Genomic DNA, 15,259 nt, shown 5'->3' with positions numbered 1-15,259 from the left:
AAGAAAAAGCCTCTACGTTGTAGGGGCTTTTAATTTTTATTAGTCACTCGTAGTAGATAACTCTAATAAAGATAAAAACTCTAGGTTGACCTCCCCACAATTTGGGGAAAATTCTTGATTTTTTTGCATCATTATTTCTGAGTGCAAAATTTTCTCATCTAGCCAATTTAGATTTAAGTTAAGCCAATGAATTAATTCATTAAAATTAGCTACACTTTCATAACCTTTGTACTCTTCCATATATTTTTCAAATTTTATAGGAAAATTCCCTTTTTCCGCCTCATTAATCACTTCAAATAAAAGCTTAAATAATAAATTCCCTGAAAATTTGATTGGATACTCTAACAAATCTTCTCTAAGACCATATTTAATTCTAATCTTTTTAGAATGACCATAATATCTTAGTGAGATCAAACGAATACGGACTCTAAAAGAATCTAAAATCGTTTTGTGTAATGTATCACTCGTAATTTCAATAAATTTTTCAAAAGTTAATAACTCAATATTTGTATTTTTTGCTACTTCTATAGCTCCTGATTGAAAACCTTCTTCAGATATAAGAAAGCCTCTATCTGCTCCAATATCATCAACTATTGTTCTTAATGCCAAAACTTTTTCTTTAGGAATTTTTGTTTTCCAAAACTTTGCCTCAATCACCCATTTAATATTTGTGCATAAATACTTTGAGGTTACATAAACATCTAAGTCATGTTCTGTCCTTACGCCTTTTATTGTTTTGTTTGTTTCAGCTTGGACACCTAAACTTCTAAAATGTTCCGCAATTTTTTCCTGAAAATCAAACCAATCTTTTGTCATTTTTTCAATTTCTTAAATACATACTGCCATAAATTACCTTTTTTAATCTAATTCGAATACCAAATATTAAATCTAAAAACAACAAAACTCTCCCTAGCCCTTTCCTATTAGGAGAGGGAAATTCTTTTTGAATTCCAAAGCATGATTCAATCAGATGGCTTGCGACATGGATGTCGCCCCGTTCGTTAGAGATACGGGGACATACCCTCTAACAAACAAAGGGATTTTGTTACTTTTGCCCAAACAAAAGTAAGGCAAACATTTTAATTATTAGAATACCCTCATCCCAACCTTCTCCCAAAGGGAGAAGGAGCATTCATTACTAAAGTCATTTTTGTATAACGCCTTGTACTTTTATAACTAACAATTATTGCATCGCACGGGACAAATCAGAGACAAAAAAAGCCCCTATCACTAGAGGCTTCCAACAACACAGCATACTTAGTTAAGAATTACATCCCAAATAATATAACCCAGACCAAAGCCAAGCAGTGAATATACCACCAGAATAAAAAACACAAAACTTGCGTTATTTTTCTTTTTCCAAAAGCTCATACCATCATCCAAAGCTATACAGATACAGATCATCATAAAGGCAATAGCATCAAATTGGAAATATATGTAAGATATTAATTTATAAAACTTTATTTAAATTAAAAATTCACTCTTACGCATAAAAATCAATATACAGATTTGCAATATTTTTTATATACAGATGCACTCAAGCCTTCATTTTTAACGCCGATCAATAAACTCAATATAGCCACGCCCCTGCGTTTTTACCTGTTGAAAGGTTCCAGTCCATTGATAAGAACTCACATAACCTGCCGCTAAGCCATAACAGTATGGCGTGTCCATTACTGCCACAATATCCAATACTTTTTTACCCTCATGGTGTGCTATCCAGCAAAAAGATTGTGGAACTTCCATCACATGCCCATCGGGGGTAATTAAGGGTTCTGTTTTAGAGGCCGTCACTTCAAAATACGCATGATCATATTGAATAGCTGTCCCATCTACATGACGATAATTTACAGAGGTATAGGCAGGCTGGCCAGCAAAGCCCACAAAGGCCAACACCAGCTGTTCTTCTGCATTTAAATTTATCACCTGATAGGAGAATGACGTTAAAGGTAAGCTAAAGCGATTCAATCCCAACACTTGAGGAAGCATTGAAACAGTAGCAGATTTAAAATGTTCCAACGTGCATAAGCCACTCACTTGCACAGTATTGCCCTGCTGAGTAATCGTACCTTCATATTGCATCAGCACACTAAAATGCTCATACCAGCGACTATGCGCAAACCATGTCAGCGCGGGTGTGGGCGTTAAACTTAAATCTACTTTCAAATCATCTAAATGAGACACCAAACGGTAAATACCTTGGTCTTCATAAAGTGATGCATCTTCAGCAAAATCAACTCGAAATGGAACTTGCTGAAATTTTAACTCTTGAGGCACAGAATAAATTCTGAAGGCTTCAGACTGGCTAGACAGCGCAGTACCATGCACTAATGTTGCTGTGTCTGTCGCAGAATAAGCAGATAAATTTGCCGAGGCTTGTGTGATCTGTACACCTGGTTCACTAATTACGGAAGCAAAAGAGAGATAACGATACGGCTCAGGTAAGTCCGGTATCATCACGCCATAATGCGTACTGCCAAACTGAGCATGAAATAGATGCGCGTCAAAGTTATAGTCACGTGGCAAGAGGGCTTGTTGTGCGGGTCGTACAGCACCTAAAATTGGCGTCAAGCCTTGGCCAAGTTGATAATTGAATAACTGGCGAAGCGTATTTTTTTGCGGTTTACTTTTTAATAATGGAAGCATGTATTGCTCTAGGGAGAAATAGATACTTCCAAATTACGGGCTAAATCCCGTGTTGTTCATAGCCAATAAGGTCTAGCAAATGTGTTTTGAGGTCATACGCGATAAATTGTTAGACAATTTTAAGCACGCAAACAGGCTTATTTCATACCAAAAATCAGTTTCAAACCAAGTACTGTCATGACTGCACCTGCAGCACGGTCAAACCCTGCTTTAAATTTCAAATAGATACGGCGTGGCTTTTCTGCAGATAGCGCAACTGCGACCAACGAGCACCAGCCCGCATCAATAAAAAAGCACAGCAATGGCAACACAAAATAAAAATAGGTTGGAATCTCTTTCGGTAAAAGCGCTGTAAAAATACTCGCCAACACAATAGCGATTTTAGGATTAGATAATTGAGTAATTAAGCCCGTGGTAAATGCGCGACGCAAAGACATTTGTGCCATCGCATCCTGTCCTGCATCAATCGGTTCTTTGGCATGTTTAATAATTTTAAATGCCATCCAAAGTAAATATAAACCACCACAAATTTTAAGGGCTAAATATGCCGACGGCACTGCCAATAAAAATGCTTGTAGACCAAGCACCGCTAACAAAGCAAAAATGGCAGCGCCAAGCCCAGTACCTAGTGCTGTAAATAAACCATGCTGGCGTGAAATCGCAATTGAGTTTTTAGCCACATAAATCGACGTTGGCCCGGGGCTCATTGCGCCTAATAATAAAGCAGCAGCAATTGAACCCAAAATCCAGAATGATTCCACAGCGCGTCTCGTCTCAAAAATTCCTGCTCAGTTTAACGGGATCAACATTGAATTTCTCACTATTTATTTCAGCACTTGCTCAAATTGACCGTATAAATCACTATAAGATGAAAAAAACAGCGAATAATAAATAGCTTAAAGCCTTAAGTCGATGGATTAAGCACCACATACAAAAAAGCCATACTTCAAAGTATGGCTTTTTGAGTGGGTTATGCTGTTTTCACTACAACTCATGTGTTAATAACGATCATCATCTTGTGCAATCGCTTCATTAAATGCGAGATCATCTTTGGGATGTCTATAATCACGTTCATTGACAGGTACGCCACCAATAATCATGGTACGTGCTTCAGTTTGAGGCTTGCTCAAATCCTCTTTAGCATCGCAGGCCGTAAGGTTCATTACAATGCCAGCCAGTATCACTGTGCCCAATCTCTGGCACGTCGCTAAGGATAATTTTTTCATTGTTATCCCCTCCATCATTCTTATTGTTATTTTCAGCATAGCATTTTATTTAATCATGTAGCCATCTTTCTATCATATATATGCTGGTTTTATTTTAGGGAAATAATGCCCTTCAAGCATCATAAAACCTGCGCCATTAAAAGATATCTTTGATGTAATAAAATACAAAATTTAAATTCAAGCATTTAATATTTAATTATTTTTTATAAATATAAAATGATTTTACAGCAACAAATACTCATATTTAAAGTATGTCATGCCAAAGCTACGCATAGCGTGTCACTGAGACCATAGGAATAGATCTTACAATTTGCAACAATTTAGAATATTTACAACGGACACTTTTGTCCGTTAAATAAGCAGATAACCACACATTAAACTTAGAATGATTATGTCTTTACGCCAAGAACGTGCCACCCAAAACCGTGAAGAACTTTTAGCTGCAGCTATTCGTATTTTTCGTATGCATGGCATTAATGCTCCCTTACAACTGATCATTGATGATGCGCAAGTCGGGCGTGCAACGTTTTATCGTAATTTTTCAGATCGTCGTGAATTGGTTTTAGCGCTGATGGAACAAGCACTTAATCGTTTAGAGAGCCGAGCACGTCAGCATGCCCAATATGAAGACGGTTTTATTCGTCTCATTTACGACCACATTCATAATATTCCTTATCTGACCGCATTAATGGAATACTGGCGTGTGATCGACCGTCACGACCCTGCCATGGTGCAAATTTACCAACGCCGTGACAGCATTTTACAACCGCTGATTGATACTGCCATTCAACACGGACTCTGCCGTGCAGATTTTAGTCCTCAAGATTATGCCATGGTGACCTCAATCCTTCGCTCTGCATTGCAAGGCTATACCCATGCAGAACAAGAAAAATTGGCCACGCGTGCCGTCGAATTATTACTTAATGGTATTCGTGCTTAGGTCAATTTTATATGAGCCAACCACCACGCCTACTCGAGCCCGCTCCAGATTGGACTGCTGAAGAAAAACCAACTTTGCCAGGGTCTCCGGCAGCCATCGCACACCCAACTTATAAGCGCTATCTGTACTTTTGTATTGGCCTGTTTGTTGCAATTTCGGGGAGCTTAAGCAATGGTTTTATTACGGCAAATTTACCCCTTATTCAAGGTGAATATGGCCTAACGCCCTCAGAGGTAGCTTGGATTCCAGCTGCATACGTGATGGCGAATGTCAGCTCAAACCTCATCTTATTTAAAGCTCGCCAACAATATGGTCTACGGTTATTTTCTGAAATTGGTCTAGTCGCCTTTATTGTGGTTCTCATTTTACATCTTTTTGTGCATACCTTTGAAATGGCGGTATTTGTCCGCATTGTCAGCGGTTTGGTGGCCGCGCCACTTAGCTCATTAGGCATGTATTACATTATGCAAGCCTTTACACGTGTCAATTTTGGTCGTGGCTTATATTTGGCATTGGGCTTTCAGCAACTGGGTATTCCCTTGGCATGGATTATGTCGCCGTATTTAGTCGACGTGAATGATTGGGCGCTGCTATATACCTTCGAGTTAGGTTTGGCACTGTGTTGCTTAGCCATGGTCGTTTCACTCAAATTGCCCCGTAGCTTACGTATTGCTGTGTTTGAATTTCAAGATATTTTTACCTTTGTGTTACTAGCGACTGGCTTTGCTTGCTTATGTGTCGTACTGACGCAAGGTCCTATTTTGTGGTGGCAAAATGCCGAATGGCTGGCCTATTTACTTATTGCAGCATGGGTGCTGATTTGCATTGGCTTATGCTATGAACACTTTCGCGTCAACCCACTGATTATTACACGCTGGCTGAGTACCTCTGCGACGATACGTTTTATTATTGGTGCATTTGCCATTCGATTTTTAATGTCCGAACAAAGTTATGCTGCGGTCAATTTTTTAAAGACTATGGGCATGGGGCCTGACCAATTTGTGACATTTTATGTAGTGATTATGGCGGGCATTATATTAGGGACTTTGTTTAGTGCACTCACCTTTTCCCGTGAAAAAATGGTACTCCATTTATTGGGTGCTGTATTTCTTATTCTGATTGCTAGCGCCTTTGACCACCATTTAACTATTGATGTACGCCCTGAAAACTTCTACCCAAGTCAGTTTTTAGTGGGCTTTGCCAGTGGCATGTTTATTGGTCCCTTATTACTGACGGGCATTATTAGTGCATTGCAAAAAGGACCAAGTCACATGGTCACATTTATTGTGCTGTTTTCTGCCAGCCAAACCTTCGGTGGCTTGGTCGGATCGTCCTTTTATTCAAGTTACCAACAAATGCGTACACAGCATTATCAAGCTGAAATTATTAATGATTTACCGCTCACCAGTCCTCAAGTTGAACAACGTTTAGAAATATACAATCTGAATGCTCATCGTTATACCCTTGATCCACAATTACAATACAACCAAGCTTTACGCACCCTCAATCAAACAGTGACCAAAGAGGCACAGGTCCGTGCCTACAATGATGTAATTCTTCTTAATCAAATTTTTGCGGTATTGCTGTTCTTTTGGGGGCTCTACACTATAGGTAGCAACCGTTACCGTCATTATCGTAGCCTAAAACGTTTACACCACAACACCAGTTAACATCCTATATTCCGCACCCTTTAAATGTCCTTATACCCATCAAAATTTAGCGAATATAGAGAAAATGTTCATGCCAGAACAAGAAAAATTAGCTTCACCTACACCTACCATGCCCGCACCTGTAGTGCCCAGTAGCAAATTAATTCCAACCGATAAACGCGTATTGGTGCTGATGTTTTTTGTATTGTTAGTGGGTATCAGTTTAATTTTGTGGGCATGGAAATTAGGTCCTTTTCATAGCGCGATTGAATCGACTGAAAATAGTTACATTAAAGGTAAAACCACGGTGCTCTCTTCACAAATTAACGGCTATGTAAAAGATGTTCTGGTCACAGACTTTGAAACGGTCAAAAAGGGCCAGCCTTTAATGCACATCGATGCTACAACCTATAATCAAAAAGTCACTCAGGCACAATCAGGTATCGATCAAGCAAAAAATAGTTTAGCCAATCAAAGTCAAACGATTCAGCAACGCAAGGCCGATATCATTGCTGCACAAGCCAAGGCCGATCAAGCCGAAGCCAGTTATATGCTGTCACTCCAGCAACTCAAACGCTATCAACAATTAGGCGATTCAGGCGCAACCTCACAAACCGAGCAAGATAAAGCCTGTGCCGATGTCAAAAATAATCTTGCACTGCTTCATCAAGCAGAAGCGAATGTGTTAGTAGCGAAAGAAGCCTTAAAAACAGCGCAAGTAGCCCAAACGGGTTTAAAAGCACAAGTCAGCAGTGCCCAAGCACAGTTTGATCAAGCCGTGACCACCAAAGATTACAGCATCATTTTAGCCCCAATGGATGGACAACTGGGCGAAGTCAGCCCGCGTATAGGCCAATATGTTGCCGCTGGCACACAGCTCATGTCTCTTATACCTCAACAGCGCTGGGTGACTGCAAATTTTAAAGAAACCCAAATTGCCAATATGAAAATTGGGCAAACTGCATGGTTTAGTGTTGACGCACTGAATCATCAAAAATTTACAGGGAAAGTATCACGCATTTCACCTGCAACAGGCTCAGAATTTAGCGTGTTAAAGCCAGATAACACCACAGGGAACTTCACCAAAGTGGTCCAGCGTATTGCTGTACGTATTGAAATTGACCCAAATCAAAAAGATTTAGCTCGTTTAGCCCCTGGCATGTCGGTTGTCGCTTCGGTAGACACTGCATCCAATTCAGCCAATTAAGTTAGGCCACGCACTTGCTTGGCTCATCGTCGGACTGCACAGAATCGATTACAATACAAAAGCTCCTGTTCAGTCCACTTTCGCTATGTTTGATGCTATTGCCCAAAAAATTCAAGATCAACACCTTCAGTTGCATGGCATACAGGTCACCATTCGACGCTTAGACCAGATCCATCCACAAATTTCGGGCAATAAGTTTTTTAAACTCAAATACAACTTTTTAGAAGCGAAGCAACAAGGCTATCGTAAACTTTTGACCTTTGGAGGTGCCTATTCAAATCACATCGCCGCAACTGCTTTTGTTGCAGATCAATTTGGCTTTCAAAGTGTGGGGATCATTCGTGGTGAAGAACTCAAACATAAACCGCTCAACCCTACTTTGGCCACGGCCAGCCAGTTAGGCATGCAAGTGCATTTTGTCAGTCGTGAGGAATATCGGCTCAAGCAAAGCCCAGACTATTTGGCACAGCTACAACAACAATTCCCAGAGCATTACATCATTCCTGAAGGTGGCACAAACCAATTGGCCATTTTGGGCTGTACAGAAATATTAAAACCCGATGATCAGCAGTTTGATTTGATTTGCTGTGCCGTAGGCACAGGTGGCACTATTGCGGGGCTGATTCAAGCCAGTCAATCTCATCAGCATGTTTTAGGATTTTCGGCTTTAAAAGGCCTTTTTTTAAATGATGAAGTCGCGCGGCTCACGAGCAAATGCAATTGGAAAATTATCGATGATTACTGCTGTGGTGGTTATGCCAAAACCACACCTGAACTGATGCAATTTATTCAACGCTTCGAGACCCAGTACAGCATTCCACTTGAGCAGATTTATACGGCTAAAATGATGTTTGGACTCGAACACATGATACAGACAGGCATCATTAGCCCCGAACAGAAACTGCTCGTCATTCACACGGGCGGTCTACAAGGTCGGTTAAATCCATAAAAGTTAAGGTATCTCAAAATATGCTGAATAAAATTTGGCCTTCATTTACGGCTAATGTTCATTCGATGAGTTGTGATATTTGAAGGCCTTATCAACTTTAAATAAAGTCATACAGCTTTGAATGCGCTCTCAATCTATTCTTAAAAATTGAAACAACATTCGGCTTCGCGTGAAAAGCGTCTATAATGCTCTGCTTTTCTGTTTCATTGAGTTTGTCATGTCTTCAAATCACTACGATGTTTTAGTTTTAGGTGCTGGTGCATCGGGTTTAATGACAGCATATATGGCAGCTCAACGTGGCCGTAAAGTGGTCGTGGTCGAAAAAGCCAATAAAGTGGGCAAAAAGATTCTGATGTCAGGTGGTGGTAAATGTAACTTTACCAACCTGTATGTTGAGCCTGAAAACTTCATCTCACACAATCCGCATTTTGTGATTTCTGCTTTAACGCGTTATACCAATTGGGACTTTATTGGCATGGTGTGTGAGTACGGCATTGAATATGAAGAACGCAAACACGGTCAGCTTTTCACCTTAAATGGTGCTAAAGAAATTTTGGCTATGTTACTGTCGGAATGTGAAAAAACAGGCTTGGTTGAGATTAAAACTGGCTGTGAAGTCAAAGCTGTAAATACTATAGATCAAGGTTTTCAAGTCGCAACCTCTTTGGGCTACTTCGAAGTTGAATCTGTAGTTGTTGCCTCTGGTGGCTTGTCTATTCCTACCCTAGGCGGTTCAGGCATTGGTTATGATATTGCCAAGCAATTTGGTCATCATGTCTATCCTACACGCGCAGGCTTGGTTCCATTTATGTTCTCGGACGGCTTTAAAGAAATCACTACGCGCTTAAGTGGCAATGCCGTTGAAGCAACGCTATCTAACCATTTAAATAGCTTTACTGAAGCACTACTCTTTACCCATCGCGGTTTGAGTGGGCCAAGTTCACTACAATTGTCAAATTATTGGGATGCAGGCCAAAGTTTTAAAATCGATTTCTTACCTAGCCTAGATTTACTCGACTTTTTAAAGTCGAAAAAGCAAAGCCAAGCCAAAGTCCTACTGCGCACTTTATTGGTTGAGCATTTACCTAAAAGCGTGGTGACTGAATTACAAAACTTAATCTGGTTAGAACATGCCGACACCGCAATTGGCAATATCAGTGATGAGAAGTTAGAACAAATCGCACAGCGCTTGTCTGCATTTGAAGTTAAACCATCAGGCACAGAAGGTTATCGTACTGCAGAGGTCACGCTTGGCGGTGTAGATACCACTGAAGTATCATCAAAAACCATGGAAAGTAAAAAGCAAAAAGGCCTATTTTTTGTGGGTGAAATTTTGGATGTAACGGGCCACTTAGGTGGTTTCAACTTCCAATGGGCATGGTCATCTGCACATGCAGCTTCAGAATATGTTTAATACTACGTTCATCTAAAATTTAAATAAAAAGAGGCTGTGTGTTTAAACAGCCTCTTTTTTTTATCGATCACCATGTATGGGTTTGATCGTTGAATTGTACTTATTCTAAATAATCGGTTTTAAACAATTGTACATGATGACTGGTGTCCATGCGATGAATAGTTCGATCCATTTTGACCACAGCTTGTTGGATATAGCTCGGCGCTACAATCGTGCTTGACCAAATTCGGTTGACTAATTTATTGACCATGTGGAATACCCCCATTATTTTAACTCCATTTATATTATTGAAAGCATAATTCATGCCTGTTTCAATCCGATGAAAACAAGGCCCTATCTTTTATTCTGTATGCTTCAATTCAGTCACTAAAATATCAAAATGAGATTAAATTTCAACCATTATTTTTGAACTTCTTGTTCATTTTCAACTTGTTCTGCCACGGGCGTTTGTTTTTCCTTGCGCTTTTTTTGTGCAAAAATAAACTGATATGCACTGGCAAGAAATCCAATGGTAATGCCTGCAATCACAATAGGCGCAAAAAATTTATTTGGGGCTTTCTTAGACATTATTTTTACCTTTTTTGATGTATAGATTGAATGTGAATTCATTAAAATAACCACCCTAGAGTGGTTATTTCAAGTCTAATTGTATAGGTTATTTCAGGTCATTCAGGCGTATCTGTTGGAGGTGGTGGTGTAATAATTGGCGTTGGTGGTGCTACTAACTGAGCCTTAACTTCTGCTGGCTTTTCAGCTTCTTTTTTAGCCTTATCTAATAAATCAGACAATAAACGCTCTGCGGGTTGACGGCCACCTAAACCAAAGGCCAAAGCAAACGCAACAGCAACTGCGCCCAAGGTTAAGCCAAAAGCTAGATTCACAATTGAATCTGCAATGCCCATAGCTCGTAGGCCCATAGCCACAACCAAGCCCATAATCAGTACACGCACTAGATTAGCTAACCAACGCGAACTATTGTACTCTCCACGTTGTACGACATTTGCCACAACATTTGCCAGCCAAAAACCAATCACCAAGATTACAGCGCCTAACAAGATGTTGGCACCAAAGTGAATAAACATGGCAATTAAATCACTGATTTGCGCAAAGCCCAAACGGTTCGCCGCTTCAGATACTGCAAATAGCATGGTAAAGAATACGATTAAATAACCCACAATATCGGACAGCTTCGTGTTGCCTAAGAAGCGCTGTAAGTCCACTTTTGCTGGCACATTATCAACACCCGTACCTGCCAAAACTTCTGCAACTAAACGCGCCACCAAACGAGATACTACATAAGCCAAAATTAAAATCAGCCCTGCAGCAATAATATTTGGAATGGCGTACATCACTTCATGCAACATTGCGGTCGCAGGTTGCGAAATCGCATCGATGCCTAATGCTTCAAATGCCACAATTAATGCCGTAAAGATAATAATTGCGAATACAAATGAGCCAAGTAAGCGTGCAACATTGCCATTTTTAAACAAGCCCAGTTTTTCAGCTTGCTGTTGTATGCTCAAACTGCTGACCAAACCTTCGACAATGCCACGCACAATTTTTGCCAAAATATAGCCAACGAAGATAATCACACCTGCAATAAACAGATTTGGCAAATATGAAACGGCAACATTCACCATATTTTGTACAGGATACAGCAAGCCATTAAGACCTAAGATCGACAGTACAATCGGTAAAAACAGCAACAAAATAAGCCAGTAAACAATATTACTGATATTTTCACTGATTGGACTCACACCGACATCAGAACTGAGTTTTTCATCTAGTTGCGTTTTGTCTAAGAGTTTTTGAGAACCAACTTTCACCAAATTGGCCACAATCCAGCCAATAAAACCAACGGCCAAGGCTGCCAAAAGCTGAGGCACAAATAGCAGGAACTGCTGAATCATATTGCTAAATGGACCACTAATACTGTTTAGATTCAGCACATTCAGTGCGCCAATCACAGCAATCACCAAAATAATCCAAAACACAATCCGAGACACAATGCTTTCGATATTCGAGCGATGCCCTGTTGCATTCGATAATTTTTGATTTGTACCGAGTTTTTGCAAAAGTTTTTTAATTGCTCCTGCAACCAATAAGGCAATGACCCAACCAATCAATAAAATGGCCACTGCACTTAAAATTGGATGGAATTGATCCCAGTAATACATTGCATCGAATTGCCCATTGGGGCGATTAACGTATTCATTCATTTTGTCTGGCCCTCTTTATTCCTAGAAATCATGTCGTAACACGCTTTAATACTTGTTTTACGAGGTCTTTATATCTGTGACACAGTTATCTTTTTATATAACCGTTTAACATTAAGTTTTGTCTACTTTTTAGACAATAGCTAAATGCATAACTACAACAAAAGAGCACAGAGCATTGCAAAAGACCCAGCACATTGGCTGGGTCTTTGATTGAAAAATAATGTATTTTTAAGGGCTTAAAATGCATATACACGAAATGCATCATCACATTTTCTTGAACTTGATCACCTTATCATGGTTATACAACGCTTATAATCACTTGGGATTGATAAGCATCTGTATTTAAAATCGGCTCTATCGGGCGTCATTTAAATAAACTTGGGTCAATAAAATTAAAAATACAATGAATCAAATGGTCTGTTGAATATTTAATTTCCACATTTTAAATGTTGAAAATATGCCAATGGATCCAACGCTTTTAGCTAAGGTCTCATTCCAGCAAACATATACAATAACAAGGCAACTAAGAAAAATCCCACTAACATTAAAATATAGACTGGCAATTTTTCTTTATGTTTTATGTCTGCTTGACTCGTACTATAAGGTGGTTTTTTAAAATCATGCATCATAATCTTTACACCTGATGTCCTTTGACCATCTTATTTTATCAAGCTCAACTCTACACACTGTATAAATGCCTTAACATCTGGTGAAAACCTGTAAATAAGCGATTTATCTATCTTGATAGGGTCTTAAACTTTTAAAATAAATGCGTCAACCCGCCACCTAAAACAATTGCTTAGGCCGTGCCACATCCTGTGTATCTAGTGCCATTTCATGTTCATCTTTTAATTGCACACCAGATAGCCCCAGTTGTTTTGATTTTTTCATCAATGCTAATAGACGCTGTATCGCAATTTGGGTAGACAATCCTGCTGGCCGAACATTTGAAATGCAATTACGCATGGCATCGTGGCAACCGCGATGTGCTTTCCATGTGTAATAAATCCCCATGCTATCAGGTGAACTTAATCCAGGGCGCTCACCAATCAGCATCACCAGCATGTCTGCTTGTAAAATTTCAGCAATTTCATCACCCAATGCAACACGGCTTTCGGTCGCAAGTACAATAGGCGCTACCCGCCATTGCTCTTGCTCACAGCTTGCATAAAACTGTTGCATAAAATACGGCGCATTATCTTCTATAGCACGAGCAGAAAGACCGTCTCCCGCCACAATCACCACATCATAAGTATTTGGATGTTTTCGTTGATAGTCCTTAAGCAACTGACGAGAAGCTTCTGAAAGTTCACGACCGAAATCTGGCCGTTTCAGGTAAATATCTTTATCTGGTGCACAGCTTTCGACCTGCAAAACATCATTAGCAAACGCTGTAATTTGTGATTGCATGGCCTCAATATCTAGCGCCTTTAATACGGCATCTTTTGCTTGCGCATGTGCTAATTGAAAAGCTAATGCTGGCTGTGTAGGTAAACTCCCTCCGACTCGACCTAAAGCAATTCGTGCATCTGTAAACTGTTTTAGTCGCTCCCATGCATTGGCTTCAAACTGCTTTTGAAACTGAATATCTGCTTGTAATTTCATGTGCTTCAACTCCCTATGAAGACCTTAACAGTCGTGCAAATTGATCTGGCATTTGGCTTGGCCAGTGCAAGTGTTGTGCTTGCTGTTTCAGTATGCCTTGTTGTTCTAACCACAGCGTAAATTCAGGTGCTGGCTGTAGTCCCAAAAGTTGCCGAATGTATAAAGCATCATGAAAGGATGTGGTTTGATAATTCAGCATCACATCATCTGAGCCGGGAATACCCATCATGAAATTTAACCCTGCATTGGCCAGCAACGTTAGTAATACATCCATATCGTCTTGATCAGCATCGGCATGGTTGGTATAGCAAATATCACAACCCATCGGAACACCTAGCAATTTGCCACAAAAATGGTCTTCCAAACCTGCACGGATAATCTGTTTGCCGTTATACAAATATTCAGGCCCAATAAAACCTACTACTGTATTGACCAGAAATGGCTTGTACTTACGTGCAACAGCATACGCACGTGCTTCTAAAGTTTGCTGGTCTACACCAAAGTGGCTATTACTGGATAATGCACTGCCTTGCCCAGTCTCAAAATACATGACATTTTGTCCGACTGTACCGCGCTTTAGACTGAGTGCCGCCTCATAACCTTCTTGTAATAAAGCCAGATCTATCCCAAATCCTGTGTTCGCACTTTGTGTGCCTGCAATCGACTGAAACATTAAGTCGACTGGTACATTTTGATTGGCCAGTTGTATGCCAGAACTGACATGGGTAAGCACGCAAGACTGCGTAGGAATATCGTATTCTTGAATAATATAATCAATGAGTTTGAGTAGCTCTGACAGATTCTGCAAATTATCTGTTGCAGGATTAATACCTATGACAGCATCGCCATTGCCGTACATCAGTCCATCTAAAATACTGGCAGAAATACCCAGTACATCATCTGTGGGGTGATTAGGCTGTAAGCGCGTAGATAAATGCCCTTCTAAACCAATCGTATTACGAAACTGCGTCACGACTCGGCATTTTTTGGCCACCAAAATCAGATCTTGATTACGCATAATTTTGCTGACGGCAGCCACCATTTCAGGACTGAGTCCCGCTTGTAGCACCTGAAGTTTTTCTGTGCTGGCATCTGCACTTAATAGCCAATCACGAAAATCTCCTACTGTAAAATGTGAAATAGGATAAAAGGCCAAGGCATCATGCTCATCTATAATGAGGCGTGTCACTTCATCTTGATCATAATCAATTAATGCTTCATTTAAAAACTCCTTTAAAGGCACATCAGCTAAACACATTTGTGCCGCCACTCGCTCGGTCGCATCTTGAGCAGCAATACCTGCTAACTGGTCCCCAGATCGTTCAGGCGTTGCCTTAGCCATTAAGGTTTTTAAATCGGCAAATACATAATGATGATGTGCCACATTGATTTGGTAGAGCATGA

14 protein-coding genes and 1 pseudogene are annotated in these 15,259 nt (G+C 40.0%); 5 read left to right on the top strand and 10 right to left on the bottom strand.

Annotated elements, in window-relative coordinates:
- Window positions 1-39 precede the first annotated feature (39 nt).
- From D9K81_RS14040 to D9K81_RS14025, 5 genes are all read right to left on the bottom strand, one after another.
- A complete protein-coding gene (locus D9K81_RS14040; protein ID WP_120375826.1) occupies window positions 40-816 on the bottom strand; it encodes a restriction endonuclease in 777 nt (258 codons plus the stop codon).
- Between the two features lie 441 nt (window positions 817-1,257).
- Window positions 1,258-1,371 (bottom strand): hypothetical protein, encoded by a 114-nt coding sequence (locus tag D9K81_RS18855; RefSeq protein WP_407923638.1) that lies wholly within the window; start codon window positions 1,369-1,371, stop codon window positions 1,258-1,260.
- 180 nt (window positions 1,372-1,551) lie between these two features.
- Window positions 1,552-2,646 (bottom strand): DUF6670 family protein, encoded by a 1,095-nt coding sequence (locus tag D9K81_RS14035; protein WP_120375825.1) that lies wholly within the window; start codon window positions 2,644-2,646, stop codon window positions 1,552-1,554.
- Between the two features lie 137 nt (window positions 2,647-2,783).
- Complete coding sequence (locus D9K81_RS14030) at window positions 2,784-3,407, bottom strand: LysE family translocator (RefSeq protein ID WP_120375824.1); 624 nt, start codon at window positions 3,405-3,407, stop codon at window positions 2,784-2,786.
- Between the two features lie 237 nt (window positions 3,408-3,644).
- Complete coding sequence (locus tag D9K81_RS14025; RefSeq protein WP_120375823.1) at window positions 3,645-3,872, bottom strand: NF038215 family lipoprotein; 228 nt, start codon at window positions 3,870-3,872, stop codon at window positions 3,645-3,647.
- A 391-nt stretch (window positions 3,873-4,263) separates the two neighbouring features.
- On the opposite strand from D9K81_RS14025, the gene D9K81_RS14020 reads away from it, so the two are divergent.
- From D9K81_RS14020 to D9K81_RS14000, 5 genes are all read left to right on the top strand, one after another.
- On the top strand, window positions 4,264-4,812 hold the full coding sequence (locus D9K81_RS14020) for a TetR/AcrR family transcriptional regulator (protein WP_120375843.1): 549 nt from the start codon (window positions 4,264-4,266) through the stop codon (window positions 4,810-4,812).
- Window positions 4,813-4,823: 11 nt separating this feature from the next.
- Window positions 4,824-6,482: an MFS transporter gene (locus tag D9K81_RS14015; protein ID WP_120375822.1), complete on the top strand. Its 1,659-nt coding sequence runs from the start codon at window positions 4,824-4,826 to the stop codon at window positions 6,480-6,482.
- A 70-nt stretch (window positions 6,483-6,552) separates the two neighbouring features.
- On the top strand, window positions 6,553-7,668 hold the full coding sequence (locus D9K81_RS14010; protein WP_120375842.1) for an HlyD family secretion protein: 1,116 nt from the start codon (window positions 6,553-6,555) through the stop codon (window positions 7,666-7,668).
- 85 nt (window positions 7,669-7,753) lie between these two features.
- Window positions 7,754-8,617 carry a 1-aminocyclopropane-1-carboxylate deaminase/D-cysteine desulfhydrase gene (locus D9K81_RS14005; RefSeq protein WP_120375821.1) on the top strand — a complete coding sequence of 288 codons (864 nt, stop codon included), beginning with the start codon at window positions 7,754-7,756 and terminating at the stop codon, window positions 8,615-8,617.
- A 217-nt stretch (window positions 8,618-8,834) separates the two neighbouring features.
- Window positions 8,835-10,031: a BaiN/RdsA family NAD(P)/FAD-dependent oxidoreductase gene (locus D9K81_RS14000; RefSeq protein WP_120375820.1), complete on the top strand. Its 1,197-nt coding sequence runs from the start codon at window positions 8,835-8,837 to the stop codon at window positions 10,029-10,031.
- A gap of 100 nt (window positions 10,032-10,131) precedes the next feature.
- Here D9K81_RS14000 and D9K81_RS18440 read toward each other — a convergent pair whose 3' ends face one another.
- From D9K81_RS18440 to D9K81_RS13985, 5 genes and pseudogenes are all read right to left on the bottom strand, one after another.
- On the bottom strand, window positions 10,132-10,281 hold the full coding sequence (locus tag D9K81_RS18440; protein WP_171406939.1) for a hypothetical protein: 150 nt from the start codon (window positions 10,279-10,281) through the stop codon (window positions 10,132-10,134).
- Between the two features lie 149 nt (window positions 10,282-10,430).
- The gene (locus D9K81_RS18435) at window positions 10,431-10,598 is read right to left on the bottom strand and encodes a hypothetical protein (protein ID WP_171406938.1); all 168 of its coding nucleotides are present in this window, start codon (window positions 10,596-10,598) and stop codon (window positions 10,431-10,433) included.
- Window positions 10,599-10,717: 119 nt separating this feature from the next.
- Window positions 10,718-12,250 (bottom strand): annotated as a pseudogene (locus tag D9K81_RS13995) (mechanosensitive ion channel); the annotation flags it as partial.
- A gap of 786 nt (window positions 12,251-13,036) precedes the next feature.
- Window positions 13,037-13,855 carry an ethanolamine ammonia-lyase subunit EutC gene (gene eutC, locus D9K81_RS13990; protein WP_120375818.1) on the bottom strand — a complete coding sequence of 273 codons (819 nt, stop codon included), beginning with the start codon at window positions 13,853-13,855 and terminating at the stop codon, window positions 13,037-13,039.
- A gap of 13 nt (window positions 13,856-13,868) precedes the next feature.
- Window positions 13,869-15,257 carry an ethanolamine ammonia-lyase subunit EutB gene (locus D9K81_RS13985; RefSeq protein ID WP_120375817.1) on the bottom strand — a complete coding sequence of 463 codons (1,389 nt, stop codon included), beginning with the start codon at window positions 15,255-15,257 and terminating at the stop codon, window positions 13,869-13,871.
- Window positions 15,258-15,259: the final 2 nt, after the last annotated feature.

The sequence above is a fragment of the Acinetobacter chengduensis genome (genome assembly GCF_003664645.1).
In the GTDB taxonomy this organism is placed as follows: Bacteria; Pseudomonadota; Gammaproteobacteria; order Pseudomonadales; family Moraxellaceae; genus Acinetobacter; species Acinetobacter chengduensis.
This window is presented reverse-complemented; position numbering and strand designations above follow the sequence as displayed.